The 25415-nt window shown below is 32.5% G+C and carries 23 protein-coding genes and 1 pseudogene; 11 read left to right on the top strand and 13 right to left on the bottom strand.

The genetic code is table 11. From position 1 onward, the window contains the following. Positions 1 to 38: 38 nt before the first annotated feature. A complete protein-coding gene (locus IEV50_RS10680; RefSeq protein WP_188413989.1) occupies positions 39 to 1061 on the bottom strand; it encodes a S66 peptidase family protein in 1023 nt (340 codons plus the stop codon). A gap of 910 nt (positions 1062 to 1971) precedes the next feature. Between IEV50_RS10680 and IEV50_RS10685 the strand changes: the two genes are divergently transcribed. Then, positions 1972 to 3270: a DEAD/DEAH box helicase gene (locus IEV50_RS10685; protein WP_188413991.1), complete on the top strand. Its 1299-nt coding sequence runs from the start codon at positions 1972 to 1974 to the stop codon at positions 3268 to 3270. 157 nt (positions 3271 to 3427) lie between these two features. Here IEV50_RS10685 and IEV50_RS10690 read toward each other — a convergent pair whose 3' ends face one another. The 3 genes from IEV50_RS10690 to IEV50_RS10700 all read right to left on the bottom strand — a co-directional run bounded on the left by IEV50_RS10690 (position 3428) and on the right by IEV50_RS10700 (position 7068). Further along, entirely contained in the window at positions 3428 to 4708 is a 1281-nt protein-coding gene (locus tag IEV50_RS10690; protein ID WP_188413993.1) for an OmpA family protein, read from the bottom strand. Between the two features lie 523 nt (positions 4709 to 5231). Continuing rightward, a complete protein-coding gene (locus tag IEV50_RS10695; protein WP_188413995.1) occupies positions 5232 to 5765 on the bottom strand; it encodes an RNA methyltransferase in 534 nt (177 codons plus the stop codon). A 151-nt stretch (positions 5766 to 5916) separates the two neighbouring features. Further along, positions 5917 to 7068 (bottom strand): galactokinase, encoded by a 1152-nt coding sequence (locus IEV50_RS10700; RefSeq protein WP_188413996.1) that lies wholly within the window; start codon positions 7066 to 7068, stop codon positions 5917 to 5919. A 65-nt stretch (positions 7069 to 7133) separates the two neighbouring features. Between IEV50_RS10700 and IEV50_RS10705 the strand changes: the two genes are divergently transcribed. Together IEV50_RS10705 and IEV50_RS19930 are read left to right on the top strand one after the other, a co-directional pair. After that, complete coding sequence (locus IEV50_RS10705; RefSeq protein WP_188413998.1) at positions 7134 to 8174, top strand: aldose epimerase family protein; 1041 nt, start codon at positions 7134 to 7136, stop codon at positions 8172 to 8174. A 265-nt stretch (positions 8175 to 8439) separates the two neighbouring features. Beyond that, positions 8440 to 8571: pseudogene (locus IEV50_RS19930) on the top strand (DUF1398 family protein); the annotation flags it as partial. A gap of 37 nt (positions 8572 to 8608) precedes the next feature. Here IEV50_RS19930 and IEV50_RS10715 read toward each other — a convergent pair. Genes IEV50_RS10715 through ribD form a run of 4 tightly spaced genes read right to left on the bottom strand, consistent with a single transcriptional unit; the run spans position 8609 to position 12041 of the window. Next, complete coding sequence (locus IEV50_RS10715; protein ID WP_188414000.1) at positions 8609 to 9466, bottom strand: nucleoside phosphorylase; 858 nt, start codon at positions 9464 to 9466, stop codon at positions 8609 to 8611. Between the two features lie 52 nt (positions 9467 to 9518). Then, positions 9519 to 10133, bottom strand: a complete 615-nt coding sequence (locus IEV50_RS10720; RefSeq protein ID WP_188414002.1) for an IMPACT family protein — start codon at positions 10131 to 10133, stop codon at positions 9519 to 9521. Then, positions 10123 to 10989 carry an EamA family transporter gene (locus tag IEV50_RS10725; protein WP_188414004.1) on the bottom strand — a complete coding sequence of 289 codons (867 nt, stop codon included), beginning with the start codon at positions 10987 to 10989 and terminating at the stop codon, positions 10123 to 10125. Before IEV50_RS10725 ends, IEV50_RS10720 begins: the two co-directional genes overlap by 11 nt. Beyond that, positions 10986 to 12041 carry a bifunctional diaminohydroxyphosphoribosylaminopyrimidine deaminase/5-amino-6-(5-phosphoribosylamino)uracil reductase RibD gene (ribD, locus tag IEV50_RS10730; RefSeq protein ID WP_188414006.1) on the bottom strand — a complete coding sequence of 352 codons (1056 nt, stop codon included), beginning with the start codon at positions 12039 to 12041 and terminating at the stop codon, positions 10986 to 10988. Before ribD ends, IEV50_RS10725 begins: the two co-directional genes overlap by 4 nt. Positions 12042 to 12102: 61 nt before the next feature. Between ribD and prmC the strand changes: the two genes are divergently transcribed. Beyond that, on the top strand, positions 12103 to 12948 hold the full coding sequence (prmC, locus tag IEV50_RS10735; protein WP_188414009.1) for a peptide chain release factor N(5)-glutamine methyltransferase: 846 nt from the start codon (positions 12103 to 12105) through the stop codon (positions 12946 to 12948). Here prmC and xerD read toward each other — a convergent pair. Beyond that, positions 12945 to 13844, bottom strand: coding sequence for a site-specific tyrosine recombinase XerD (gene xerD / locus IEV50_RS10740; RefSeq protein ID WP_188414012.1), 900 nt, complete (start codon positions 13842 to 13844; stop codon positions 12945 to 12947). The genes prmC and xerD overlap by 4 nt on opposite strands. 107 nt (positions 13845 to 13951) lie before the next feature. Between xerD and aroQ the strand changes: the two genes are divergently transcribed. Together aroQ and IEV50_RS10750 are read left to right on the top strand one after the other, a co-directional pair. Beyond that, the gene (gene aroQ / locus IEV50_RS10745; RefSeq protein WP_188414014.1) at positions 13952 to 14374 is read left to right on the top strand and encodes a type II 3-dehydroquinate dehydratase; all 423 of its coding nucleotides are present in this window, start codon (positions 13952 to 13954) and stop codon (positions 14372 to 14374) included. Positions 14375 to 14377: 3 nt separating this feature from the next. Beyond that, the gene (locus IEV50_RS10750) at positions 14378 to 15103 is read left to right on the top strand and encodes a TlpA family protein disulfide reductase (protein ID WP_188414016.1); all 726 of its coding nucleotides are present in this window, start codon (positions 14378 to 14380) and stop codon (positions 15101 to 15103) included. On the opposite strand, the gene IEV50_RS10755 is transcribed toward IEV50_RS10750, so the two are convergent. Then, positions 15100 to 16110 carry a glycosyltransferase family 2 protein gene (locus IEV50_RS10755; RefSeq protein WP_188414018.1) on the bottom strand — a complete coding sequence of 337 codons (1011 nt, stop codon included), beginning with the start codon at positions 16108 to 16110 and terminating at the stop codon, positions 15100 to 15102. The two genes, IEV50_RS10750 and IEV50_RS10755, sit on opposite strands and share 4 nt — an antisense overlap. Further along, complete coding sequence (locus tag IEV50_RS10760) at positions 16107 to 16991, bottom strand: lysophospholipid acyltransferase family protein (protein ID WP_188414020.1); 885 nt, start codon at positions 16989 to 16991, stop codon at positions 16107 to 16109. The genes IEV50_RS10755 and IEV50_RS10760 overlap by 4 nt, the downstream gene beginning before the upstream one ends. A 39-nt stretch (positions 16992 to 17030) precedes the next feature. Here IEV50_RS10760 and IEV50_RS10765 point away from each other — a divergent pair, with 39 nt between their 5' ends. The 4 genes from IEV50_RS10765 (at position 17031) to bioB (ending at position 21308) form a co-directional block, all read left to right on the top strand. Further along, entirely contained in the window at positions 17031 to 17642 is a 612-nt protein-coding gene (locus IEV50_RS10765; RefSeq protein ID WP_188414027.1) for a WbqC family protein, read from the top strand. A gap of 3 nt (positions 17643 to 17645) precedes the next feature. Next, the gene (corA, locus tag IEV50_RS10770) at positions 17646 to 18767 is read left to right on the top strand and encodes a magnesium/cobalt transporter CorA (protein WP_188414030.1); all 1122 of its coding nucleotides are present in this window, start codon (positions 17646 to 17648) and stop codon (positions 18765 to 18767) included. 76 nt (positions 18768 to 18843) lie between these two features. After that, a complete protein-coding gene (gene mgtE, locus IEV50_RS10775; protein ID WP_188414032.1) occupies positions 18844 to 20196 on the top strand; it encodes a magnesium transporter in 1353 nt (450 codons plus the stop codon). A 107-nt stretch (positions 20197 to 20303) separates the two neighbouring features. Beyond that, a complete protein-coding gene (bioB, locus tag IEV50_RS10780) occupies positions 20304 to 21308 on the top strand; it encodes a biotin synthase BioB (protein WP_188414034.1) in 1005 nt (334 codons plus the stop codon). Positions 21309 to 21376: 68 nt separating this feature from the next. On the opposite strand, the gene IEV50_RS10785 is transcribed toward bioB, so the two are convergent. After that, positions 21377 to 21787: an organic hydroperoxide resistance protein gene (locus IEV50_RS10785; RefSeq protein ID WP_188414036.1), complete on the bottom strand. Its 411-nt coding sequence runs from the start codon at positions 21785 to 21787 to the stop codon at positions 21377 to 21379. 166 nt (positions 21788 to 21953) lie between these two features. After that, a complete protein-coding gene (locus tag IEV50_RS10790) occupies positions 21954 to 24113 on the bottom strand; it encodes an FUSC family protein (RefSeq protein WP_188414038.1) in 2160 nt (719 codons plus the stop codon). Positions 24114 to 24848: 735 nt separating this feature from the next. On the opposite strand from IEV50_RS10790, the gene IEV50_RS10795 reads away from it, so the two are divergent. Next, positions 24849 to 25226 carry a GxxExxY protein gene (locus IEV50_RS10795; protein ID WP_188414040.1) on the top strand — a complete coding sequence of 126 codons (378 nt, stop codon included), beginning with the start codon at positions 24849 to 24851 and terminating at the stop codon, positions 25224 to 25226. The last annotated feature ends 189 nt before the right edge of the window (positions 25227 to 25415 follow it).

Here is a 25415-nt window from a genome sequence, read left to right on the forward strand (position 1 = left end):
ATCTCGATAATGGCTTAAAGTAACGATACGGTGAAATGTTAAAGACTTCGAAGTGTCGAGACAGTTTCATTTACATCCAAAACATGTTTTACGCCGCACTTTAAAGCAAAGTTATTACGTTGATGGCCAACAGGAAAATCGAAAGCAATAGGATAGTTATATTCTTTAACTTTTTCCAGAACGATATCATAAATAGTTTTACCGAATTCTTCACCAACATCATCTGGCTTAACTTTGAAACCACCGATAATTAAACCTTTTAAGTTTTTAAGTTTACCACAACGCTTTAAATTCCAAAACATCCTATCAATACTGTAAAGATATTCTCCAGTATCCTCTATAAAGAGAATTTTGTTTTTGGTATCTAAATCAGAATCGCTTCCGGCTAATGTTTCGATGATACTTAAATTTCCACCCACTAAAACGCCATCAACTTTCCCCAATCTGTTGTTCGGATTGATAGGAGCAGTGTAAAACATTTGTTCACCGATAAGTGCATTTTTTATAGATAAAATGGTTTCTATTTGAATGGGTTCAGCTTTTTCCCAATCATCAGGAAAACTATTACACATTTTAGAATGGATAGAGGCAATACCATAATTTTTGGCCAAATGACAATGAAAAACGGTAATATCGCTAAAACCAATAATCCATTTTGGGGTTTTCTTTAATGATGAAAAATCCAGCTTATCAATTATCCTAACAAAACCATAGCCACCGCGAGCACACATAATTGCTTTAATATTATGGTCATCAAGCATTTTTTGAAAATCAATTAATCGCTCTTCATCCGTTCCGCCGTAGGTAAAATCTCGTTTGCCAATGGTTTCACCAATTTTAATATTGAAGCCCCAGCTTTGCATTTGCAAAACCGATGGCTGAATTTGTTCAAGGGTAATGTATCCCGCCGGACTTGTAATACCAATCGCATCACCTTGCTTTAGATATGGAGGAATTTTAAACGATGAACTTTCATTCTCTATCGGTTTTGCCAAAGTTTTAAAAACAGGAAGTATTGTTGCAGCCGCAATAAATGAAGAAAGGAAGTGTTTTCTGTTCATCTAGGTAAAGGTAGTTTGTTGATTTGGCTAATATATGATTTAAAATTTTTCCATAAAAGAAAAGGGATTTATATCCATAAATCCCTTTTTTAAACCAAACAAATTAATCTGTAAAAGATTAGTATAATGTGAATTATGAGTAGATAACCGTTAACTAAATAAAATGTTTTGATTTTTTTGAAAAAAATACGCTTTAGTTATTTAATCTATATACATAAAAGTTAAGGCTACCCATCGCGGATAGCCCTTGCTAACAACAAAACAAATATTAAGATAAGAAATCTTCCTGATTGAGCAGAATCAGGAATTGGTGCTATGAGTACACGTAGCGGTTAGTAATGGATTCGAAACATTATGCAAAAGTTTACGAAATTTCAACCTCCCAATCGGTCAACTGACCATATAATTTAAACAGGTTTTAACGCTAAAAAATCTTTTAATTCTACAGTCTGCTGCTGATTTAGCTTATCTTCATAATTTGATTTTTTTTGACCACATCAATCTTAACTTTATAATTCAAGCTGGGATATTCATCTATTGCTGGATATTGAAAATAAATTGACATGATTTCTGCACTTTAATTGTTTAACATATCTTTATACTGATTAACATTAAGTAAATCTATAAATTAGTGTATAACCTATAGATTTAGTAGTTTTAAAATAAAAAATAATTTAAGTTGCTGACATACAATTTATTATTTTTTATCACACTAGCTTTTTCTTCCAAGACACTTATCTAAATTAATAAACCTGGATAGAAATGATCCGGTTTTTCATCGAAAATAATGTATAGTAGGACTAACGTACCTAAGGATTAGCGGCATTCATTTTCAAGCCTTTCAATTCAATTTCTCAAAAGCTAATTATTTTAAGGATATTTGCATTTTCAAACATTAAAAATAATAAGCGTGTCATTAGATAAATTAAAACTGAGCAAACCGCTTGTAGCAGCCATGACTGATGCAGGATTTTTAAGTCCAAAGGAAATCCAAATCAAAACCATGTCTAGAATTTTAGGTGGCCAGGATGTTATTGCGGTAGGACCAGAGGGTGCAGGAAAAACTACTGCTTATGTTTTAGCTACTTTAATGAAGCTGAAATATGCCTTCGAGGAGGCTCCCAGGGCTTTAATCTTAGTTCCAGATGCAGAACATGTTGACCATGTTTTAGAACAATTTAAATTATTGAACCGTAATAATACTTTCAGAATTTTAGGAATTGATAGTCGTGGTGCCGTAGATACACAAATGAATGAGATTACAGATGGCGTTGATATTATTGTTGCCGTACCAGATAGGGCTCGTGCTTTGTATTTAAAATTAGCCTTAAACACTAATAAAATTCAACTATTCATTGTAGATAATGCCGAACTAATTGTTAAAAAAGGTTTGCAATTACCCGTTGTAGAATTAGCCAATAGTGCGTATAAATCTCAGCATTTAGTATTTACAGAAGTTTTGCATGAAAAATTGAATCACATGATTTCGCCTTTCATGAAAGAATCTACAACTACTATAGAAGTTGATGAAATTGGAGAAGCTCAAGCTGAAGTTTACCAGCAAATGTTGTATCAGGTTCCAAATTTTAGAACGAAGCTTAATCTTTTAACCTTATTATTAAATGATATTGAGTTTTTTGATAAGGTAATTGTTTTCGTAAATACCAGATTAACAGCTCAAACGGTTTATAAAAACTTTAATCATAACAAAGAAGGTGAAATTAGCATTTATCGTTCTTTATTTTTTGATGATAAAGGTTATGATGATATCGAAGATTTTAAAGATAATCCGGATGCGAGGGTGTTAATTGTAGCAAATGAAAATTTAGATGAGCTGGATATTCAAGGTATTCCATTTATTCTTCATTTAGAATTACCTGAGCAAAAAGAAACTTTGATTCAGCGTATTGTTAAGCGTATAGATGAAGATGTTGTTGCAATAACTTTTTCGACTGACATTGAATTAATTGAGGTGAAAAAGATTGAGCAGGCAATTGGCCAGCGTATGGAAGTGATGGAATTACCAGAAGATCTAAAAATTGTAGATGCAGCATCAAAACCAAAGAAAAAGAAAAATGGGGAAGAAGAGGATACATCTGAACGTGGCGCTGCTTTCCACGAAAAGAAAGCAAGTAATTTGAAGAATTACAATTATAGTGCTGGTACCAAAGCCAAAATGACGTATAAGAATAAGAAGGGCTTATCTTAATCAATGAAGTCCTTTGTAATTTGTTTGTCTGAGCTTGTCGAAGACTTTAATGCTGAGTACTTTGACAGACTTAGCTTGACATAATTAAATGCATAAATATTAAAACCTAAAAAGCCCCGATTTTCATCGGGGCTTTTCTATTTCATTTAACTATTAACTAGTATAAAGTAAATTCTACACGACGGTTTTCTTGACGACCAGCTGCAGTTTTGTTAGTTGAAATTGGTTGGTCAGGTCCGTAACCTGTAGCTTCAACTCTTGATGCATTAACACCTTGAGATACTAAATAAGCTTTTACCGATTCAGCTCTTTCTTTAGATAAACGTAAGTTTAACTCTCTGCCGCCAGTGTTATCTGTGTGGCCGGCTAATTTTAAGCTGAAGTTTTTGTCTACCAATAAACCTGCAACCCTGTTTAAAGTACTATAAGATTTAGAACGGATAGTTGATTTACCTAAATCGAATTCTAAGTTAGAAATTGCGTCTTTAACTACTTTACGATCTTCTTCTGTGATAACTCTTGTTTCCTTAATAATTTCGCGTTGAACTTTGATTGGGCAACCTGCACCATCTACTACAGTACCTGATACTGATCCAGGGCATTTGTCGAATTTATTTGCAACACCGTCATTATCATCATCAGCTAAATCTTTAGCATATTGGGCTCTATCAGCTGCTGCGTTTTGTTCTGCTGTTGATAATGCTTTTCTTAATTCAGCACTTTCTTCAGCACTTTGTTTACGAAGATCAGCTACTGCACTGTAGTTTTGCAATTGTGAATTTTCTTTATTTCCTAAAGCAAATTCTAAACCTGCGTGTGCATAAGAAAACCTACTTTCGTTATAAGCACTTTTAACTGTTGGAGATGATTTGATGAAATTGATATCGTAACCCAAATCTATATTGATACCTTTAGATACACCAAATTTGAATCCAACTCCCGTTGGGATATACCAGCCTTCTCTTTCTGAAAAAACCTGAGTACTTCCAACCTGAGAATCAGATGACATGTAACCAGCACCTGCTTTAATGTAAGGGATTAAAACAGCGTTTTCAGTATTTAAACTAAAGTTAGCAATGTTTAAAACAGCTGTTAACGACCCAGACCAGTTGATGCTATTTTTTTGTTCGATAGTGCTGGTTGTGTTAAGTGTTTTAATTTCACCACGTAAGAAATCAGCTTGTAAGCCTAAGGCTGGTAAAATTTGTTTTTTAATGAAAGCACCGTATCCAATACTTTTAAATTCATCTGCTTTAACGCTTCCACCACCTAAAAAAGTGTTTTGACTTAAGATACCGCCATGAGCACCAATGCTCCATGTTCTTAATGATTGCTTACCAAACCTACCGGATGTAGTTGGTGTTTCTTGTGCAAATAATTGTGATGACAAACCTAATAAGGCTACCAACATTGTTGATTTTGTAATTCTCGAATTCATTTTTTATTATTTTGTAATTGTACTCTTAACAGCTTTTTTTTGATACTGTTTTGAATCGTCTAAGAAAAAATCTTGCCAAACTATTATTTTTCTGTCAAGAATCAGGTAATCAATCAATTATAAAGTTAAGAAATGTTTCAAGAAAGTTACGAAAGAGCAAACGCAGTTTTAAAAGTTGTACAGAAAATAGTACAATGTGGTACGAGAGATATAGTTAAGCTATTTATTTAGGAATTCTCTTTACTCTTTAGTTATATATTCAGGATTTTTTCAATTTTACTCGCCCTGTACTCCCTGCATTGCTGATAAAACCGTTTATCAGCTTACTGATTTAAAATACTATTTCGTAATTATATAAGTGATTAAACACGAAACTGTCAAAAATATTGGAATTTCAGAAAAATTTATGAGCATACTTTATCACAGGTAGGGACTCTATAATAAAGTACTCGAACACATTCTACATAAAACTATGCTCTATATGGTGTTTCTTATGAAAAAGATTCTAAGTTTTTTACAAAATCTATCTGAGTTTCAATTTAGCGAAGAAATCCCAAAGAACTATGCCAGCAGAGATTACAATGTTAAAAGAATGTTTTGTTCCAAATTGGGGTATTTCGATGCATTCATCTATTTTTAGCATTACTTCGTCACTTATACCTTCTACTTCATTTCCAAATATCAAAGCATATTTTTTGTTGGAATCAGGTTTAAAAGTATGTAACATTTTGCTGTTTTCAGCTTGTTCTATGGCTACAATTTGGTAACCTGAGGCTCTTAAATCAACAACGGCTTGAATAGTATCTGAATAATGAATCCAATCCACAGATTGCGTTGCACCTAAAGCTGTCTTTTCTATATCGCGATGTGGTGGTTGAGCTGTGATACCACAAAGAATAACTTTTTGTAAAGCAAAACCATCAGCCGTTCTAAATATGGAACCAACATTATGCATGCTCCTAACATTATCTAAAACCACAACAACCGGAAGTTTTTCCTGTGCTTTAAATTCTTCTATATCCGGACGATTTAAATCGTCTAATTTTAATTTTCTCATTTTATTTGATAGCCACAGATTTACAGATTTTAATTTGGAAATTGATTTGCGAATTTTGGGCTAAATATTTTATAGCTTATTAATTTTTGGTTAGCAAAGAATAACAGATTTTAAACTTAAATGAATCTGCAAATCTGTGGTTAAATATTTTCTATAACTTAATTGGTCCGTTACCAATTTCACTTACATAAATTTCTGCAGGATAACCAATTCTTTCCACGTAATAATCCGTTAAATGTTTAATAAAATCTTCTTCAAAACCTTTTTCTAATAAGGCAATTGCACAGCCCCCAAAACCTGCACCTGTCATACGGGCACCAATAACATGTTCGTAAATTGCACAAAAATCAACTACAGTATCTAATTCTTTTCCGCTAACTTCATACAATTCTTTTAACGATTGATGTGAAGCATACATCAAGCGGCCAAATTCAGATAGCTCACCTCCATTTAAAGCTTTGGCTGCCAAATGAACACGGTCGTTTTCTTTAACAACATGAGTTGCACGATTTAGAATAATTTCATCTTTTATCAAATGGCTATGCAATGCAAATTTCTCTGCAGTTAACTGGCAAAGGTTATTTAATTTAATCTGTTCATTTAATAAAGCCAGTGCTGTTTGACATTCCTGAACCCTTTCATTGTATTTGGAATCTGCGAGTTCACGAGGTTTTTTCGTATTTATAATTGCAAGCAAATAATTGCCCAAATTAACATCAACCATTTTATATTTTAAAGTCTCGCAATCTAAAACAATTGCTTTGTCTTTCTCTCCAAAAGCTACAGCAAACTGGTCCATTATACCAGAATTTAAACCAATAAAATCGTTTTCAACTCGCTTAGCAATTTTCACTAAGTCCAGGTTATCGTATCCTAAATTAAAATAATTGTTAAGAGCAAAAGCAGTTGCAATCTCTATTGATGCAGATGAAGATAACCCTGATCCAATTGGAATGTCTCCAAAATAAAGAAAATCTAACCCTGATATTTCTTTGCCGTCATTAATAAATTCATTTATAACGCCAATTGGATAATTTGCCCATAAGCTTCCGTTCTTTTCATGAGTTTGATTACTTTGAACTTCGGTTTGTAATTCAAAATTTAAACTCTTAAACCTAAACTTATTCTCGGTATTTGGTGCGATGGCAATCCATGTACCTAATGTAATTGCACAAGGCATAACCAAACCGCCATTGTAATCAATATGCTCGCCAATAAGGTTAACGCGACCTGGTGTAAAGTAAACTGCATCAGCATTTTTATGGTATTGCTCGGCAAATTTTTCCTCAAGTTTAATCTTCATTTGGTAGAAAATATTTAAATAATGTTATGTTTGTTTTTGGAAACAAAAGCCCTAAGATACAATTTATGAGCATTCAGCAGAAACCTACAGAAAAATTTATTAATGGCGAAGAAGTTATTGCAATAGAACTTACTAACAATAAAGGTACTTATGTTGAAATATTTAATTATGGAGCGATAATTAACAAGTTTATTGTTAAAAATGCTAAGGGAGAAATGCAAGATATTGTTTTAGGTTTTGATAGTGTTGAACAATATTTTGATAAAGAATATTTAGAGAACAATCCTCATATTGGTGCTGTAATTGGTAGGTATGCTAATCGAATCAAAAATGGAGAATTTAGCATCAATGGTGAAAACTATAAATTAACGAAGAACACAGGTACAGATTCACTCCACGGAGGAATAGAAGGTTTTGATAAAAAAGTTTGGGATATTGTTGAAGTTGGAGAATCGTTTATAACGCTCGAATACGAAAGTATTGATAAAGAAGAAGGATTTCCGGGTAGTTTAATTATTGGGTTAACTTTCGAATTAACTGAAAACGATGAGCTTATTTTAAGTTATGAAGCTGAAACAGATAAAGCGACAGCCATTAACTTAACACATCATGGTTATTTTAATTTAGCACCTAATGGTGGAAATATAGGCAAACACAAACAACAAATTTTCGCTTCAAATTACCTCGAACAAGATGAGAATTATTGTGTTACAGGAAAATTAATACCTGTTAAAAATACACAGATGGATTTTACTCTATCAAAAGAGATTTCTAAAGACTGGAATCCCGAGGAAGGTTATGATCAAACCTTTGTATTAGATAAAATCTATGGCGACTTATCTCTAGCGACTAAAACATTTGAGCAAGAAAGCGGTTTAACGTTAAGTGTATATACTACAGAGCCCGTGGCTCATTTATATACTTCAAAATATTTAAATGTGCAAAACGGAAAGGGCGGGAGGCATTATGGTGCTTATGATGCATTTTGTATAGAAACTCAGCATCATCCAAACGCAATTAATATTGAGGAGTTTCCATCAACTGTTTTACTGCCAGAGGATTTGTATACGCAAACAACAATATTTAAAGTTTCACTAAATAAATAATTATGTTTAATATCAAGGAATTAAATCAGCTGAATCTAAACTAAATTCAGGTGCAGATTTTCCTCAATTTATTAAAGTAATAAAGGAAATAAGCGTTGTTCAAAATAATGTATAAGTTTCTAACGGTTTATCTATTTATTTTGGTAGCGAAGACTATTCTGCACAGGCTTGTCCTGATGAATACCCTGAATTCATAATTAATGATGAAGCATTTATATATAAATTAAAACACGCCTTAAAAGCTCATTAAAAAGGAAAAACTGATTATTTATTTTTTTGCAAGCAAGCTGCTGATGCAGGTATTGAAAAATGGGTAATCCATTTAAATGAAATTACTTGTGTTGATCTTGATACCAAACAAAATGAGTTGGTACAAGAAAAAATTCTAGCAGCATAATGTTTACTACGGAATACTTATCTGCCCGTAGTAAATTCTAGATTCGCTCTAAAACGAGCTTTATTGCTTTTTCTATGATTTTATCGGGCTCGTTGCTAAATTCAAACTTTACTCTACTGGCCAAAATTGCATTAACTGATAATGCATTATGCCCTAAAACTTTTGCCAAAGCATAAATTCCTGCCGTTTCCATTTCTAAGTTTGTAATTCTGTTTTGATTGCTTTTAAAGGTATTGATTAATCCGATAAAATTTGGTACAGCATTTTTAGCACGAACTTGTCTGCCTTGCGGAGCATAAAACCCAGGGGCGGTAACCGTAATCCCATGCACCATATCTTTACCAACTGTATTTAGCAAGTTTTGGGAAGCTGCTGTTAAATATGGATTGATGTTTTTAAGGTGACCAAAATGAGTTTTTACATCATCAAGTAAGCTTCTTTCATCGCTGGATAAATCATGCACATAATAATTCATCAAAGCATCCATACCTAAGCCGTAAGAAGAAGCTAAAATTGTCCCCATTGGGATATCAGGTTGAACGGAACCAGAAGTGCCAATGCGGATAATATTTAAAGATGTAAGTTGTTTTTTTACCTCTCTTGTTTTGAAATCGATATTAACCAACGCATCTAATTCATTAAAAACAATATCAATATTATCTGTTCCAATACCCGTAGAAAGCACGGTAATACGTTTTTTACCAACAAAACCAGTATGCGTAATAAATTCGCGTTTGCCTTTTTTAAATTCTAAACTATCGAAATGTTTACTTATTCCACTTACGCGATCAGGATCGCCGACCGTAATTACAGTTTCTGCTATATCGTCAGGTAAAAGATTCAAATGATAAATACTTCCATCTGGATTGATGATTAAATCGCTTTCTGCTACCATATTGATTATTTTTTTATGAAAAATTTAACTGAGTCTATGGCTATACTTTATATTAGTTTGTATATAAGTATTTTATGATTAAACCTTCAATTTTATCAAATTTACTTAAAATCATATTTAATTGTGCTTTTCTAACCTCAAATTTTAAAATGCAATGGATATCAAAGTTTTGCGCTAAAACATAAAGATTCTCGTCTTTAATCAATTTCATAACATCATTCATTTGCATATATTCAAAGTGAACCTCGTAAACATCGTTAATACTTTTAGTTATAATTTTTGATGCTGCAATAGCTTCGATACTAGCTGTTTTGTAGGCATTAATTAAACCAGGAACACCTAATAATGTACCACCGAAGTAGCGTACAACAATTATCAATATATTGGTTAAATCGTCAGATAGCAGGCAGTTTAAAATAGGCCTTCCTGCAGTTCCTGAAGGCTCTCCATCATCATTTATCCTGAATACAGATCTATCAGGCGTTAAACGATAAGCGTAACAAAAATGCCTGGCTTTGGAGTGTTCAGATTTTAAATTATTAATGAGATGTTTTAGTTCATCCTCAGAACGAATAGGATAGGCATATGCGATAAATTTACTTCCCTTATCTCTGTAAATTCCTTTTGCATTACCGTCTATTGTTTTATAAGAATCATCAAACAGCATTTAATTGAGATAATGTGATTAGAATAACTGCACAAACTGCAAGCGCAATTCCTAAATAATTGAGTTTTGATAGTTTTTCTTTGAATACAATAATTCCTATTAAAGTACCAACTACAATAACACCTAAATTCATGGAAGCAAAAACCGTTGATGGATTGGAAGCCAGAGCCTTATGAGCCTTTAAGTAAAATAAAATATTTCCAAAATTAAATACTCCAAGTATCAGTCCGCAACCGACATTTACCAATTGAATTTTAGTTTTTTTACGAATAACCATTGTAGCTACAATAATAATGGAAACTAAAAATGAGAGACAAAAAACCACAAAAAGTGAGGTTGTGTAAGGCAATTCTTTGTGTAGCGCAATTTGTTTAAAAAGTATATCGATAACACCAAAACCAATAAAAACCATTATTGGATATAGCCATTTATTTGATTTTGATTGAGCTTCGGTTTTGCGTAAAAAAGTTAAAATAATAGCTAAAAAGGCAATACCCAGGCCAATAAATTTTAATTGATTAAAATCTTCCTTAAAAATAAAGTAGGCCGCCAAAATAGGGATAAATAAAGATAGCCTTTGAGCAATATCGGTTTTAACAATACCTAAGTGTTTAACAGATGCCGCAAGGAATAAAAATATTGTTGGTAGTAAAACCGATAATACAATATAAATTGGCCAGGGAGCTGATGAATTTATTACTTTAAAATCAGGCTTAAAAAACAATAAACTTAATACTATTACAGTTAAATAATTTATAGTTACGGCTTGTATTATACTAATTTGGTATCGCTTTGCAAGTTTTAATAACATGGCAACTGTTACACTGCAAAAAATACTTAAAACAATGTATATCATTTATTTATATCGTTTAAATAGATGGAAAGTTTATCATTATCAATTTGAAAATGCTCTGTTACAAAACCATTTATTACAGGAGAAGGAACACCTTCAATCCAGCTATTTTGCGAAGTAAAAATACGAGCTTCATCCCAAAGGTTAGCATCTAAAAACTGTTTAATAATATTAGCACCACCTTCAATAATTACCGATTGAATATCCATTAGATAAAGCTGAAATGCGATTTTTTGCGCCAAGTAAAACTTCATATCTTCCATTTGTATGTAATGGATATTATCAATCACATCTGTTTTAACTTCATTAAAAACAATAGTTTTGGCTTCTTTGTTAAAAATGTGATTACTTTGTGGAATGTTTAAATTTTTATCTATAACCAGTCTAAGGGGGTTTTTACCAGGCCAATCTCTACTTGTTAACTGAGGATTATCCATAATTGCTGTATGCTTTCCAATTAAAATTGCATCTTCTTCGGTACGCCATTGATGTGCCAAACGCTTGGCTAAACCACCGCTTATCCATTTTTGATGACCATTTATAGTTGCAAAATATCCATTAGCAGTTTCAGCCCATTTTAAAATAATAAAAGGTCTTTGCTTTTCTACTCTGGTAAAAAACCGACGATTAAAATACCTGCATTCATTATCTAAAATTCCACTTATAACTTCAATTCCAGCATTTTTAAGTTTTTCTATTCCTTTGCCATTAACGCCTGCAAATGGATCTCCATTGCCAATTACTACCTTCTTTATTTGATGTTTGATAAATAAATCTGCACATGGAGGAGTTTTCCCAAAATGTGCACAAGGTTCGAGGTTAACATATGCTGTTGCTTGTTTTAGCAGATGTTCAGCCTCAATTCCATGTCTATCAAATACAGATTTTACAGCATTTGGTTCTGCATGGGCTTCGCCAAATTTTTGATGATAACCTTCACCAATAATTTTTCCATCAACAACAATAACGCACCCCACCATTGGATTAGGATTTACATTTCCTATGGCCAAAGCTGCTAATTCTAAACAACGCTTAACGTAAAATTCATCGGTCATCAACGCAAAAGTAGTTAAATTATGACAAGGTTAGCGGACCAAATTATTACTTTTGCAATCGATGAATATTAAAGATTTAGAAAAAGAATATATACAGAGTTTAAAACATTTTTACGATGCAGCAGAAGCGAAAGCAATATTCAATTTGTCTGCAATTAGTATTTTAAAAGTAACTCAAAGTGAATTATTAGTTCAGAAAGATAAATTATTATCAGAAAACCATTTAAAGGAACTTATTAATGTTTTAAATGGATTAAAGAGTGGCAAACCTGTTCAGCAAATTTTAGGTAAAACTATTTTTTATGGATTACCACTTCGAATAAACGAAGATGTACTTATTCCCCGGCCTGAAACAGAAGAACTTGTAGATTGGATTATAAAAGAAGTTAAAGATAAAAAGAAAACAATTTTAGATATTGGAACAGGTTCTGGATGTATTTCTGTTATTTTAAAAAAGAACTTACCTAATCTAGATGTTTCTGCATTAGATATTTCTCAAGGTGCATTGAAGATAGCCGCAGAAAATGCTAAACTCAATGAAACAGAAATTAATTTTATTGAGGCTGATATTTTAAATTATTCTAGTAACGACAAGTACGATATCATTGTAAGCAATCCACCATATATTCGCGAACTAGAAAAAGCTGACATCCATGAAAATGTTCTTTCGCATGAACCACATACTGCATTGTTTGTAAGTGATGAAAACCCCTTAATTTTTTATGATGCGATTTCTGATTTTGCTATTAAAAATTTAAACCCAAATGGTTATTTATTTTTTGAAATTAATGAACACTTATGGTCAGAAACACTTGATATTTTGATAGCTAAACACTTCAAAAACATAGAATTAAAGAAAGATATGCAAGGTAAAGATAGAATGATTATGGCTCGAACGAATCCTTAAGATCTTGGGTGGAACTGGGTAATCACTTCCCTTAAATAATCTCTGTCAATATGCGTGTAAATTTCGGTTGTTGTAATGCTCGAATGTCCAAGCATTTCTTGTACTGCACGTAAATCGGCACCACCTTCAATTAAATGGGTTGCAAATGAGTGGCGCAAAGTATGCGGACTAATTGTCTTTTTTAATCCCACTGCATTGGCTAAACTTTTTATCAGATTAAAGATTGAAATTCTTGATAATTTTGCGCCAAAACGATTCAGAAATATAAAATCTTCATTTCCCTTCTTTATGTTAACATGTAAACGGATTTGATTGATGTAAATATCCAAAAGCTTTAAGGCAACACCTCCAATTGGAACAAGTCGCTCTTTGTTACCTTTGCCAATTATCTTTATAAATTCTATTTGAGGGTAAAGATTTGAAATTTTCATTTCGGTTAATTCTGTTACTCTTAAACCGCATCCATACATAACTTCAATAATAGCTTTATTACGCATTCCTTCAGGTTTTGAAGCGTCGATAGCATCTATTAGACTATTTATTTCATAGATATTTAAAGTATCTGGTAATTTTCTAACCAGTTTTGGAGCTTCGATTAATGAAGTTGGATCACTTTGAATAACATCTTCAATCATTAAGTATGAAAAGAATGCTTTTAATCCTGAAATCACTCTTGCTTGTGTACTCGAAAGCATGCCCAAATTATTTAGCCAGCTTATAAAAGATTTGATATCCTCTACCGTAATTTCATTTAATTTCGGCACAATTTCCAAAGATTGATAATATTGGCTTAATTTATCAAGGTCAGTTAAATATGCATCAACCGAATTGCCCGAGAGTGCACGTTCTAATTTTAAATAAGCCTTAAACCCTTTGATGTATGATTGCCAAAGCATATTTTTATTTAAGTTTTTTTTAATAACATTGCAACGTTACAAATTTAACTTTACACAATATCATGAAACCATCATGATATTTCAAAATTCAATACAACAATATAAAGATGAAAATACAAATTATAAATGGCCCGAATTTAAATCTTTTAGGTGTCCGTGAACCTTCAATTTATGGAAATACAAGCATTGAAGATTATATTAAAACATTAAAAGAAATTTATACAATTGTAGATTTAGATTATTTTCAAAGTAATATTGAAGGTGAGTTAATAAATAAACTTCATGAAGTTGGTTTCAGTTACGATGGAATTATACTAAATGCTGGCGGTTACACACATACATCTGTAGCCATTGCAGATGCTATTGCAGCTATAAAAACACCTGTTATTGAAGTACATATTTCTAATATTTACGCAAGAGAAGAGTATCGCCACGTTTCGTTAACAGGGAAAAATTGCAAGGGAGTTTTAACCGGATTTGGTATTAACGGTTATAGATTAGCTATAGAAAGTTTACTTATAAATGCTTAAAAAATGATAAAAACAGCGCTCTTTATTCTACTATCTTTCTTTTCGCAGGTAGTGTTTTCACAATCATCTAACACTCAAAATCGAGCTATGCTTGATGAAAAATCTATTGTAAGAGGTGAGGATGGGATGGTTTATCCGCATGAGGTATGGAAAAAGCTTTTACAAACGGGAAAGTTTTCGATAAAAAGCAGAAACACAAAAACAGAAAACGGGCAACAGGAATGGGTTATTTATGAGCTTACTGCAGAACATCGTAAAGCATTAATGGAAAGAATGCCTAAACCCATGCAAAGTGATTCTTTTATCGCCGGCGAAAAATTTGATGGCTTCAAAACTTCTGATATAAATGGCAATAAGTTTGATTTAAAAAATACCGACGGAAAAATTATCGTTTTAAACTTTTGGTTTATTAATTGTCCACCTTGTAAAGCCGAAATTCCTGAGTTAAACGAATTAACTGAGGCTTATAAAGAAAATAATAATGTTATTTTCATTGCCATCGCTTTAGATGATCGCTACGATTTAAAAGATTTTTTAAAAACAACACCTTTCAATTATAATATTGTAAATAGTGGAAGATCTTTCGCAGAAAGATATGGTGTTAAAAGTTACCCAACTCATGTTGTAATTGATAAAACTGGTACAATAAAATTCAGCACCCTTGGTTTAGCCACTAATACAATCGCTTGGATCAAAAAATCGATAGATGAATCTTTAGCTTCAAACTAAAGGTTTGAAAAGAATTTAACTTTCTTTATAAAAAACGCCCAAACCACACTATTCTTGTAAACACCTTTATGCATAGAATATGGCTTTTGATATTTATTTCTTTTTTTCGCTGTTTTCGCTAAATCTTTAATAAAATGCCAATGGCCTTTACTTACCGCAAGTGTAAACTTAGGTTTTCCTGATAATAAAAAGTGCCACCATGCAATAAAATCAATAAGCATTCTAACCGTAATCCTGAGAATTGCGTCGCCGGCAGGTAAGTTTTTTTGCATGATTATTAGGTTATTCCTAAAGTTTAAATACGTTTTGAAAGGATTTTCTGTTTGAAGCGTTCCGCCGCCAACGTGGTAAACTTCTGAATCAGAACAGTAAACTACTTTGTAATCTAAATTTTTTAATCTCCAACATAAGTCTATCTCTTCCATGTGTGCAAATAGATCGGCATCTAAACCACCTATTTCCTTCCAGTATTTGCTTTTTATAAAAAATGCAGCACCACTTGCCCAAAAAACCTCCTCAGTTTCATTATATTGATCAGTATCTACTTCGTAAACATTAAATAAGCGTCCGCGGCAGAAAGGGTAGGCGTAAATATCTAAAAAGCCACCCGCAGCACCAGCATATTCAAATTGATTTTTATTTAGCTGCCATTTAATTTTAGGTTGTGCCGCCGCGATTTTATCATCGCTTTGCATTAAGTAGATAACTGGTTTTATCCAGTTTGGTGTAACTTCAACATCAGAGTTAAGAAGAATAAAATAATCAGCTTCAACACGTTCTAAAATTTTGTTATAACCACCAGCAAAGCCATAATTTGTATCATTTTTTAAAATTTTAACTGTTGGAAAGTTTAATTCGATAAAATTCACAGAATCATCGGTAGAGCCATTATCTCCTACAACAACTTGCAGATTGTCATATTCAGACAGTAATACTCCAGGCAAAAATTGTTTAAGAAATGATTTTCCGTTCCAGTTTAAAATTACAACCGCTACTGATGGGCTCATGTATTATTTAATTCAGGTTTAAATTTCCAGCGTTTATGGCTCCAAAGCCAAAATTCGGGTTTATCTTTAATTATTTTTTCTAAGTACTCAAAATGTAAACTGGTAATCTCTCCATCAACAGTAAGTGATGGATTTGAGCACATCGGCAAAACTTCCACATTATAATAACCCATTTTTACTGGAGTTACTTTAAAATAATAAATCGGTCGGTTAGTAGCCTTGGCAATTTTTTCAACTCCTAATAAAGCAGCAGTTGGTTGATTTAAAAAGTTTACAAAATGTTTGTATTCTGAAACAACCGGCGATTGGTCGCTAGCAAAGCATAGCAAACTTGGCTCATTTTTGTATGTAGCTATAGCTCTTAAAGTTTGCTTCATCGCCACAAAAATATTCCCATATTTTGTACGGAATTTATTAAACCAGGCCTCAAAAATTTTATTATTTATTGGTTTAAAAATAACGATTGTTTCTCCTGTTAGGTTTAAACCTAAAGCTAATGTTCCTAATTCCCAATTTCCATAATGCCCCGTACAAGCTAAAACACTTTCACCCTTTTCAAAGTGTTTTTCAATTTGCTCTAAGCCTGCAAATTTAACTCTTTTTAGGGTTTCGGCCTTTGTAATTGTAGTTAACTCTATAATTTCGAAAACCAACTGAGCCAAATATTTGAAATATTTTTTCTCAATACTTATAATTTCTAATGCAGATTTCTCAGGAAAGGAATTGATTAGGTTTGACCTTACTATTTTTTTTCTGTAACCAATTACGTAATAAAGGAGATAATATAGTAATCTTGCAAAAAAGAACAATACCCAAAGAGGAAGCAAAGATATTAGGTATAAAAAAAATACGCCAACATGCGCAATCACTCTTTTAATCATTAATTTTAAAACGTTTGAACTACAAACATATATTTTCAAATGCAAAATACCGCTATACTTCCTTTATTTTATCTACCACCTGTAAGCTATTTTACTAAAATTCAAGAACTTACCCAAGAATTTTTAATTGAGAAATTCGAGCATTTCCCCAAGCAAACTTATCGCAATAGGGCAACTATATATTCTCCTAACGGAAAATTAGATATTACTGTTCCGATATTAAAGGGTTCGAAAATGAGAATACCATTAAAGGATGTTAGAATTAGTTATGATTTTAATTGGCAGCGCCTGCATTGGTTAAGCCTTGAAAGTTGTTACAGAAGCTCTGCTTATTTTGAATTTTATGAAGATGAGCTGTCTATTTTTTACAAAAAAAAATTCAATTTCCTTTTTGATTATAATTTGGAACTGGTTCAATGGCTAACAAAAAAATTGAAACTAAGTGTTGATTACAAATTCACATCAGAATACATTGATGATTTAGAGCCTGGCTTAGACTATCGTGAGATGATGAGTCCAAAGAAAAATGATGATTATATAAATAATAAGCCTTATTATCAGGTTTTTGAAGACAGACATCAATTTATGCCGAATTTAAGCATTGTTGATTTATTATTTAATCAAGGTCCGCAGGCCCGATTATACCTTTAAATTATGGCAAAGAATAAACCTAGAAACCGACATAAGCATTATAACGTTCCAGAACCTGGCACAAGTCCGGGATCGTATTCAATTGATAAGGATGCATTAAGACCCAAAATTACACTTCATACCTACAACGAAAAAACACATAAAAAAGAGGAGCTGAAAGACATAAATAACATTGATAAACTAACAGAAAACCAAGATTTTAACTACTGGTTTGATATAAAAGGATTAGCTGACTCAAGCATTTTTGAAACACTATATTCGAAATTAAACATTAGTAAATTAGTTTTAGAAGATATTACCAGCTCTTATCAACGCCCAAAACTTGATGAATATGATGGCGATAAATATGTTTTCGCAGTAAGTAGACATTTATACCTTAATGAGGATAAAGATTTGTGTAATGAGCAGATTTCTTTTGTATTGACTTCAAAATGTTTAATAACTTTTCAGGAAAATTATGATGATTGCTTTAATCCTGTAAGAAAAAGATTAGAAGTTGGTAAAGGAAATATAAGAATTGGAGGTTCCAGCTATTTAATGTATGCAATAATGGATGTTATTATTGATAATTATTTCTCTTTGTTAAATCATTGGGGTGAAGAATTAGATTCTATTGAAGATCGTTTATTTGATAAACCAGATAAGCGAATTATGTACGACACTCAGGCAATTAAGCGCTCGTTAATAACAATTAGAAAAGTAACTTGGCCCGAACGGGATAAACTGAATGATATTTTAAGGAGTGATAGCAATTTAATTACAGATTTAACCAAAACCTATATTAAAGATGCTTACGACCATTGCATTCAAATAATCGATTTTATAGAATCATTAAAGGAAATTGCTTCAGCAAATATCGATATGAATCTTTCAATCATCAGCAACAGGATGAATGAAATTATGAAGGTTTTAACCATTATATCATCCATATTTATTCCCTTAACTTTTATTGCTGGTATTTATGGAATGAATTTTAGTCGTGAAGACCCAGTAACCGGAAAAATTTTGAAAGATAACATGCCCGAATTATATGCCGAACATGGTTATTTATATACTTGGTTAGTGATGTTAGTTATTGCAATATTTCAGATAATTTACTTTTGGAGAAGGGGTTGGTTTAAATAAGATATTTTCTTCTCGCAAAATTTAAATTTTTAACATTAAAATAGCATACTTTACCTATTTTAGGAGCTTTAGCATTATGCAATCATCATTCGAAATAGATAAAAGCGATGTACTCAAGGTTAAAAACGCAGTTTTAGCCGGTGATGAAACTTTAAAAACAGTTTTAAAGGATTATCATGCTTCAGAAATTGCCATTTTATTCGAACGTTTAGATAAATCGGAGCAACAGCATATCATCAATTTATTGCCGGCAGAAATTGCTTCGGAGATTATCTCTGAAATGGATGAAGAATCTCATCCTGAAGATTTACTCTTCAAGCTTCATCCTGATAAACGTACCGAAATTGTTGAAGAACTTGATTACGATGATGCAACAGATATTATTTCCCAATTAGAAGATCATGAGCAGAAAGAAATTCTAGAAGATCTTAATGAAGAAGATGCATCAAACATCCGTAACTTACTAACATACGACGAGAAAACTGCCGGTGGTTTGATGAATACGGACCTTATCTGCGTAAACATTAACCTTACTAAAAAAGATGCAATAGATGAAATTATTCGCCAAAGCGAAGAAATGGAAGAGTTTTACACCATTTACGTGGTTGATGATAATGAAGTTTTCAAAGGTATTGTTTCATTAAAAGACATTATTAAAGCAAAGCATAATGCACAAATAACAGAATTGGTTAAAATTGATGCCGTTTATGTTCATCCGGATACCGACCAAGAAGAGGTTGCTAATTTGATTTCGCAATATAATTTAACTAGTATTCCGGTAATTGATGAACATCAAAAATTACTTGGACGCGTAACTTTTGATGATGTTATTGATGTAATGGAAGCTGAAAGTACAGAAGATATTTTAAAAATATCAGGTGTATCAGAAGATGAGGAATTAAGCGGTAATTGGGTCGAAGCTGTAAAATCTCGCTTGCCGTGGCTGGTTATTAATTTAGGAACCGCATTTTTAGCCTCATCAGTTGTTCGTTATTTCGACCCAACCATAAAACTAATTCCTTCGCTTGCAGCCTACATGACAATAATTGCCGGGATGGGAGGGAATGCTGCAACTCAGGCTTTAGCGGTAACTGTTCGTCGTATATCACTTTATGATTTATCTGATAAACAATCTTATAGAACGGTTTTAAAAGAATTTACAGTTGGCTTAATCAATGGTGCTGCAAATGGATTAATTGTATTTCTTTTCGCATATTTTTTTGATGGCAACCCAATGTTAGGCTTAGTTATCTTCCTGGCCATGACGGGTAATTTGGTGATTGCAGGTATAACAGGAGCCGGAATTCCGCTAATTTTGAAGCGTGTTGGTATAGATCCTGCCATTGCTTCATCTATAATTATTACTACTTTTACGGATGTTTTTGGCTTTATGCTTATTTTAGGCTTGGCCAGTAAACTTTTACTATGATAATTGGTGTTGATATTGATTTAAGTATTTTTAGGTTGCTTAATCAATTGCGAATTATAAAAATATAACCATGTTAAACCTTATATCCAAAAAATCCTGACCCGACAATGCAAACTACCAGACACGATTGGAGCAAAGAAGAAATATTAGAAATTTATAACAGACCATTTTTAGATTTGGTTTATGAAGCCGCCAGCATACACAGAGCAAATAAAGATTACAATGAAGTACAAGTAAGTTCATTAATCTCCATTAAAACTGGTGGTTGCGCAGAAGACTGTTCTTATTGTCCGCAAGCAGCACGATACCATACAGAATTGGAAGTACAGCCTTTGATGCAGGTAAGCCAAGTTGTTAACGCCGCAGTTAAGGCGAAAGAGGGTGGAGCATCTCGCCTTTGTATGGGTGCAGCATGGAGAGAAGTACGCGACAACCGCGATTTTGACCGCGTAATAGAAATGGTTAAAGCCGTTAATGATATGGATATGGAAGTCTGCTGTACTTTAGGTATGCTTACTGAAAACCAGGCGCAACGCTTAGCAGATGCAGGTTTATATGCTTATAACCATAATATAGATACATCAGAAGATGATTATAAACGAATTATTTCTACCCGTACTTATGATGATAGGTTAAATACGATTAAAAATGTTCGCAAAGCAAAATTAACCGTTTGCAGTGGTGGCATTATTGGATTGGGTGAAACTGTAGAAGATAGAGTTTCGATGTTACAAACGCTATCTAATATGGAAAAACACCCTGAATCCGTTCCTGTAAATGCTTTGGTGCCTGTTAAAGGCACACCATTAGAAAATCAACCGAGAGTACCAATTTGGGATATGGTAAGAATGATCGCTACAGCTCGTATTGTAATGCCAAACTCCGTTGTACGTTTATCTGCTGGAAGAAATGAAATGAGCACTTTAGAGCAAGCTTTTTGTTTTATGGCTGGAGCAAGTTCTATTTTTGCTGGCGATAAATTATTAACTACGCCAAATCCTGCATTTGTAGATGATATGGCAATGTTTGAATTACTAGGTTTAAAGACTCGTGATGCTTTCAAAAATGGCAGACCAGAAAATACAAAAGTTACACACGAGGAAATTGTTTAATTAAATTATAATCTAAAAAAAGCCGTCGCATTGAATTATGCGGCGGCTTTCTTTATTAATTTACAATTTTAAATTGCAGTAATTCTCACTTCAATATTACCACGTGTAGCTTTAGAATAAGGACAAGCTTTGTGGGCTTTTTCAGCTAATGCCTGAGCCTCTTCATGCGAAATCCCTGGAATATGTACATCCAAATCTGCAGAGAGTACAAAAGCATTACCATCTTTGTTAAATGAAACCAACACATTTACAGTTGCTTCACTGATATCAACACCTTCTCGCTCAGCAACAGAACCCAAAGCACCTAAATAACATGGTCCCCAGGCAGCTGCAAATAGTTGTTCAGGGTTAGTTGCACCACCTTGACCATCTAATTCTTTCGGTCTTCTTACTTCAAATTCAAGTTGGCCATCACTTGATTTTATATGACCATCTCTTCCTCCTGTTGCTGTTACTTCAGCAGTATATAGCTTTTCCATAATATATTTTTATTGTAGTATTGATTAACAATCATCAACCTCCATTGTTTGTTAGATAATTTTAGAAAGCTTTACCATAGATTAAAAGAGCTGGCAAAAACTAAATTTTAATCTTAACAGATAGTACGAAATACAGGATAGAAGATATCTTTGCAGCTGGCAAAAACTAAATTTTAATCTTAACAGATAGTTTATATAAATCGTAGGCAACTTTTTGAATCAAATCAAACTGTTCAGGAACTAAATCTTCGCCAGATTTAATATTTAGAGAATTGTCATTCAATCTTATAAGAGGAACATTTTCAACCGTATTTTGTCCTTTTTCAAGATTATTGATACAGGTATCTAATAAATAGATGGTATTATTTGCAATTGGCTTTAACGCATCGAAGTTTTCAAAGTGAAAATCGTGCTCCTTATTATAAAGCGAAAGTGTTGCAATGTATGATGAACTAAGGTGACTTAAAGCTGTAAACTGATGAACCTCCTTAATAAATAATTGCTTACTTTTAGGTTCTGAAAACATTCTCTGAAACAAAGAGGCTAAATTGGCTGTACTTACATACACTTCTTTTCTAGCCAGTTTATAATCCGTCCTATTATAATTTTTTTCAAAATAGAGCTTTACAACCTGTTCGAAATAAGCTTTATTAGACCTTAAAATATTAATCATCGCCTCTTTAAGTTTTTCATGCTCCCAAGTAGGAAATAATGAATAACTAGCCAAAAGTGCAATTCCAGAACCTATAAATGTATCATAAATTCTTTCTCTCGCCAATGCTAATGAACCCATTCCTAAGAAATCAAAAAGAATTAAAATATAAGGTGTCATAAAAAGAACACTCACCACATAATTTTTCCTTTGAAAACTATAACATCCAATCATACAAATTAGCAAAATTACAAATAGTGTATTCCTATCATGAACATAAGTTAAAACGCCCATTCCAATAAATGCACCAACAGTTGTTCCTATTAACCGTTGATAATTTCTCTGTTTTGTAAGGCTGAAACCCGGTTTAGAAATTACGAGGATAGTTAGTAATATCCAATAGCTATGAGAGAAATTCAGTAGCTGAGAAACAACAAATCCTAAAACCATTACCACAGTTACCCTTAGAGAATGCCTGAATGTTGATGAGCTATACGTTAAGTTTTCGGTAAAAAGATTAAAATCGAACTTTTGGCGAGTAATAAATTTTTCCGTGTCAACTTCTGCTTTACGGATGTCTTTACTACTCCTAAGCTTAAAATAACTATTTATCGTCTTTACCCTACCAAGTATATTTTCGATATTAACTTCTATATTCTTTAATGCTATAATACCTGAAGTGCTAAATTGCTGTTTATCGTTGTTTTTCTCAAAGTTATTTATCTTAATTTTTAATCTTTCAATTTCAATCAATAATCTTTTCGAAACTACTGGTGTACCACCACTTTTAAGCGCAAATGCAATATCATCTAATGCGTAAGAAATGCGTTTAATTGCCATTTCGTAATCCGGCAAAATGCCTGCCGTATCAAATTGCTCATGCAGCTGTTTGTAATTGTAATAAGTAGACATAACTTGTTCAAACAAATCGACCATATCGACAAAAACGAGCATTAAAAATCTACCTTCAGGCGTGGAATCTCTTATAATTTCGCGGGTTTTGAATAGTAATTCCCTTACCGCATCTTGCTTCTCGTGTACAGAAACCTGCAATTGAAGTAAATCAGCATAAGTTTTATCATAATTATTATTTCTGTGATAAAACTTTGCTTTTTCTCTTAAAAACTCAGCAACTTCCAAAATGGAATCACTTAAAGATTGTTGCACCAGGCGAAAGGGGCGTAGCCGATAAACAAAATAGCTCAATCCTGTGTACCATAAACTTCCGGCTAAAACCATCAATGAATGGATAAGAACCTCCTGCCATGGTCTTATATCATCAATACTCAAAACCATAATCAATAGGGTTGCAGTACCAATTGCTGCTGCTCTTACTCCATAAATGTAAAACATAGAGAAAATGAAGCTGGAAATAGCTAATAAAAATCCAATGAAATAATGGCTTTTATTAGTTAAACCTGTGATGATAGAAAAAACAAAAATTAACCCCGTAGTAACTAACATCGCATTTCTACGGTGAACCATTGGCCCCGGACTATCTACAACGCTTACGCATAAAGCACCGAGAGATAAAGTCATCCCGTATTTAAGCATTCCAAACTGTGCAAGTATTAAAGATGGAAGCAAAACCCCAACAGTAATACGTAAGCCATCAGCAAAGTATGTACTAAGTAAAAAATCCTGAACACTTCTTATGGGTTGCCTTATTTGCATCGTTACAAAAATAACATAATACAGAAGCTTTTGCTACACGTTTTTATCTAACTTTTTTAATCATTTTAATGTTTTACGCATAAATCTTAAATTTATTAAATCAATAAATTTTAATGTATTGTTTACAAGTGGTTTCTGGTTGAATGTTAACAACCTCAAACTATGCTCAATTTCTAGTCGATTAAGCATAATTTTTACTAAAATTAATTGTTAATAACTCTATTTTTCAGGTGGATAACTTTGTTTATAAAAACTATTACTTTTCTATTGACAGGAATGTTTTTAGACGCTATATTAGTTTATATCAAATACGGAGTATTTTGAAAGTCTGAAAAGAAAATTCAAAAGAGAAACAGAATCGAAAGAGGAAGTTTTTCGAATTATCTTCAAAAGAATATGATTGTTTCTTAAATGGGTTAAACCAAATAAGGATATGAATGTTGAAATTGCAAAATGGAAACATCAGAAAATCAAAAGGCTTTAGCAGACATTGTTGAAAATAGTATTGTTTTAAGGAACAGGGCTGTCGGAAATAATTTCTAAACGATTTACAGAAGTTGTAAAACCAAGTAGAGACGAAGAATTTCAATTTACAGATTTATTAGATACTTTTTTAACAATTACGGTTGTTATTAAGGTTAAAACGGGGAACTGAATCGCAAGAAGAAGAACCCCGTTTTTGTTTTTTAGATATTCCTCATTCATTTTCATCCCAAATTAATTAATCAGAATTATATGGATGAAAATCAAATTTCTTACCTTGTAAGGGTATGCATTTACAGCGTCTACAAGGCACTTGGACCAGGTCTTTTAGAATCAGCATACCACGCTGTTTTATTGCATGTGCTTAGAGAGGAAGTTTTAGAGGTTCAATCAGAAGTATTCTTACCAGTAATTTATAATGGGATTATTTTTGATGCTGGCTACAGAATAGATTTACTGATAGAGAATTTAGTACTGATTGAAATAAAATCTGTAGAGAATCTTTTGCCTGTTCATCACAAACAGGTGCTTACATATCTAAAATTATCAAATTTAAAATTGGGTTTGTTAGTCAATTTTAATTCTTCAGATATTTCGACAGCAATTGTGCGAAAAGTAAATGGTTTATAATTGCTTCAGCATTTGAAGTTTTTGGGTTTTCACTGATTCGATTAATTTTTCATAAATGATATAGTAGAGATTCTTAATTCTGCGTAAATCTGCGAGTTCAGCGGGAAATTTTTCATTTGCAATTCTAATATGTTCTCCCGAAGATTACGCTAATCTTCACAGAAAAATCGAAAATTAAATTTCTGCATA

The sequence above is a fragment of the Pedobacter mendelii genome (assembly GCF_014635725.1).
Taxonomy (GTDB): domain Bacteria; phylum Bacteroidota; class Bacteroidia; order Sphingobacteriales; family Sphingobacteriaceae; genus Pedobacter; species Pedobacter mendelii.

Bases quoted from the DNA above. Each gene is read 5' to 3' on its own strand.
- IEV50_RS10790 (WP_188414038.1), bottom strand. From the start codon at position 24,113: ATGCAAATAAGGCAACCCATAAGAAGTGTTCAGGATTTTTTACTTAGT.
- IEV50_RS10695 (WP_188413995.1), bottom strand. From the start codon at position 5,765: ATGAGAAAATTAAAATTAGACGATTTAAATCGTCCGGATATAGAAGAA.
- IEV50_RS10765 (WP_188414027.1), top strand. From the start codon at position 17,031: ATGCAAAATACCGCTATACTTCCTTTATTTTATCTACCACCTGTAAGC.
- IEV50_RS10720 (WP_188414002.1), bottom strand. From the start codon at position 10,133: ATGCTGTTTGATGATTCTTATAAAACAATAGACGGTAATGCAAAAGGA.
- IEV50_RS10705 (WP_188413998.1), top strand. From the start codon at position 7,134: ATGAGCATTCAGCAGAAACCTACAGAAAAATTTATTAATGGCGAAGAA.
- mgtE (WP_188414032.1), top strand. From the start codon at position 18,844: ATGCAATCATCATTCGAAATAGATAAAAGCGATGTACTCAAGGTTAAA.
- IEV50_RS10760 (WP_188414020.1), bottom strand. From the start codon at position 16,991: ATGATTAAAAGAGTGATTGCGCATGTTGGCGTATTTTTTTTATACCTA.
- aroQ (WP_188414014.1), top strand. From the start codon at position 13,952: ATGAAAATACAAATTATAAATGGCCCGAATTTAAATCTTTTAGGTGTC.
- prmC (WP_188414009.1), top strand. From the start codon at position 12,103: ATGAATATTAAAGATTTAGAAAAAGAATATATACAGAGTTTAAAACAT.
- xerD (WP_188414012.1), bottom strand. From the start codon at position 13,844: ATGCTTTGGCAATCATACATCAAAGGGTTTAAGGCTTATTTAAAATTA.
- IEV50_RS10680 (WP_188413989.1), bottom strand. From the start codon at position 1,061: ATGAACAGAAAACACTTCCTTTCTTCATTTATTGCGGCTGCAACAATA.
- IEV50_RS10795 (WP_188414040.1), top strand. From the start codon at position 24,849: ATGGATGAAAATCAAATTTCTTACCTTGTAAGGGTATGCATTTACAGC.
- IEV50_RS10715 (WP_188414000.1), bottom strand. From the start codon at position 9,466: ATGGTAGCAGAAAGCGATTTAATCATCAATCCAGATGGAAGTATTTAT.
- IEV50_RS10750 (WP_188414016.1), top strand. From the start codon at position 14,378: ATGATAAAAACAGCGCTCTTTATTCTACTATCTTTCTTTTCGCAGGTA.
- IEV50_RS10755 (WP_188414018.1), bottom strand. From the start codon at position 16,110: ATGAGCCCATCAGTAGCGGTTGTAATTTTAAACTGGAACGGAAAATCA.
- corA (WP_188414030.1), top strand. From the start codon at position 17,646: ATGGCAAAGAATAAACCTAGAAACCGACATAAGCATTATAACGTTCCA.
- bioB (WP_188414034.1), top strand. From the start codon at position 20,304: ATGCAAACTACCAGACACGATTGGAGCAAAGAAGAAATATTAGAAATT.
- IEV50_RS10700 (WP_188413996.1), bottom strand. From the start codon at position 7,068: ATGAAGATTAAACTTGAGGAAAAATTTGCCGAGCAATACCATAAAAAT.
- ribD (WP_188414006.1), bottom strand. From the start codon at position 12,041: ATGACCGATGAATTTTACGTTAAGCGTTGTTTAGAATTAGCAGCTTTG.
- IEV50_RS10785 (WP_188414036.1), bottom strand. From the start codon at position 21,787: ATGGAAAAGCTATATACTGCTGAAGTAACAGCAACAGGAGGAAGAGAT.
- IEV50_RS10725 (WP_188414004.1), bottom strand. From the start codon at position 10,989: ATGATATACATTGTTTTAAGTATTTTTTGCAGTGTAACAGTTGCCATG.
- IEV50_RS10690 (WP_188413993.1), bottom strand. From the start codon at position 4,708: ATGAATTCGAGAATTACAAAATCAACAATGTTGGTAGCCTTATTAGGT.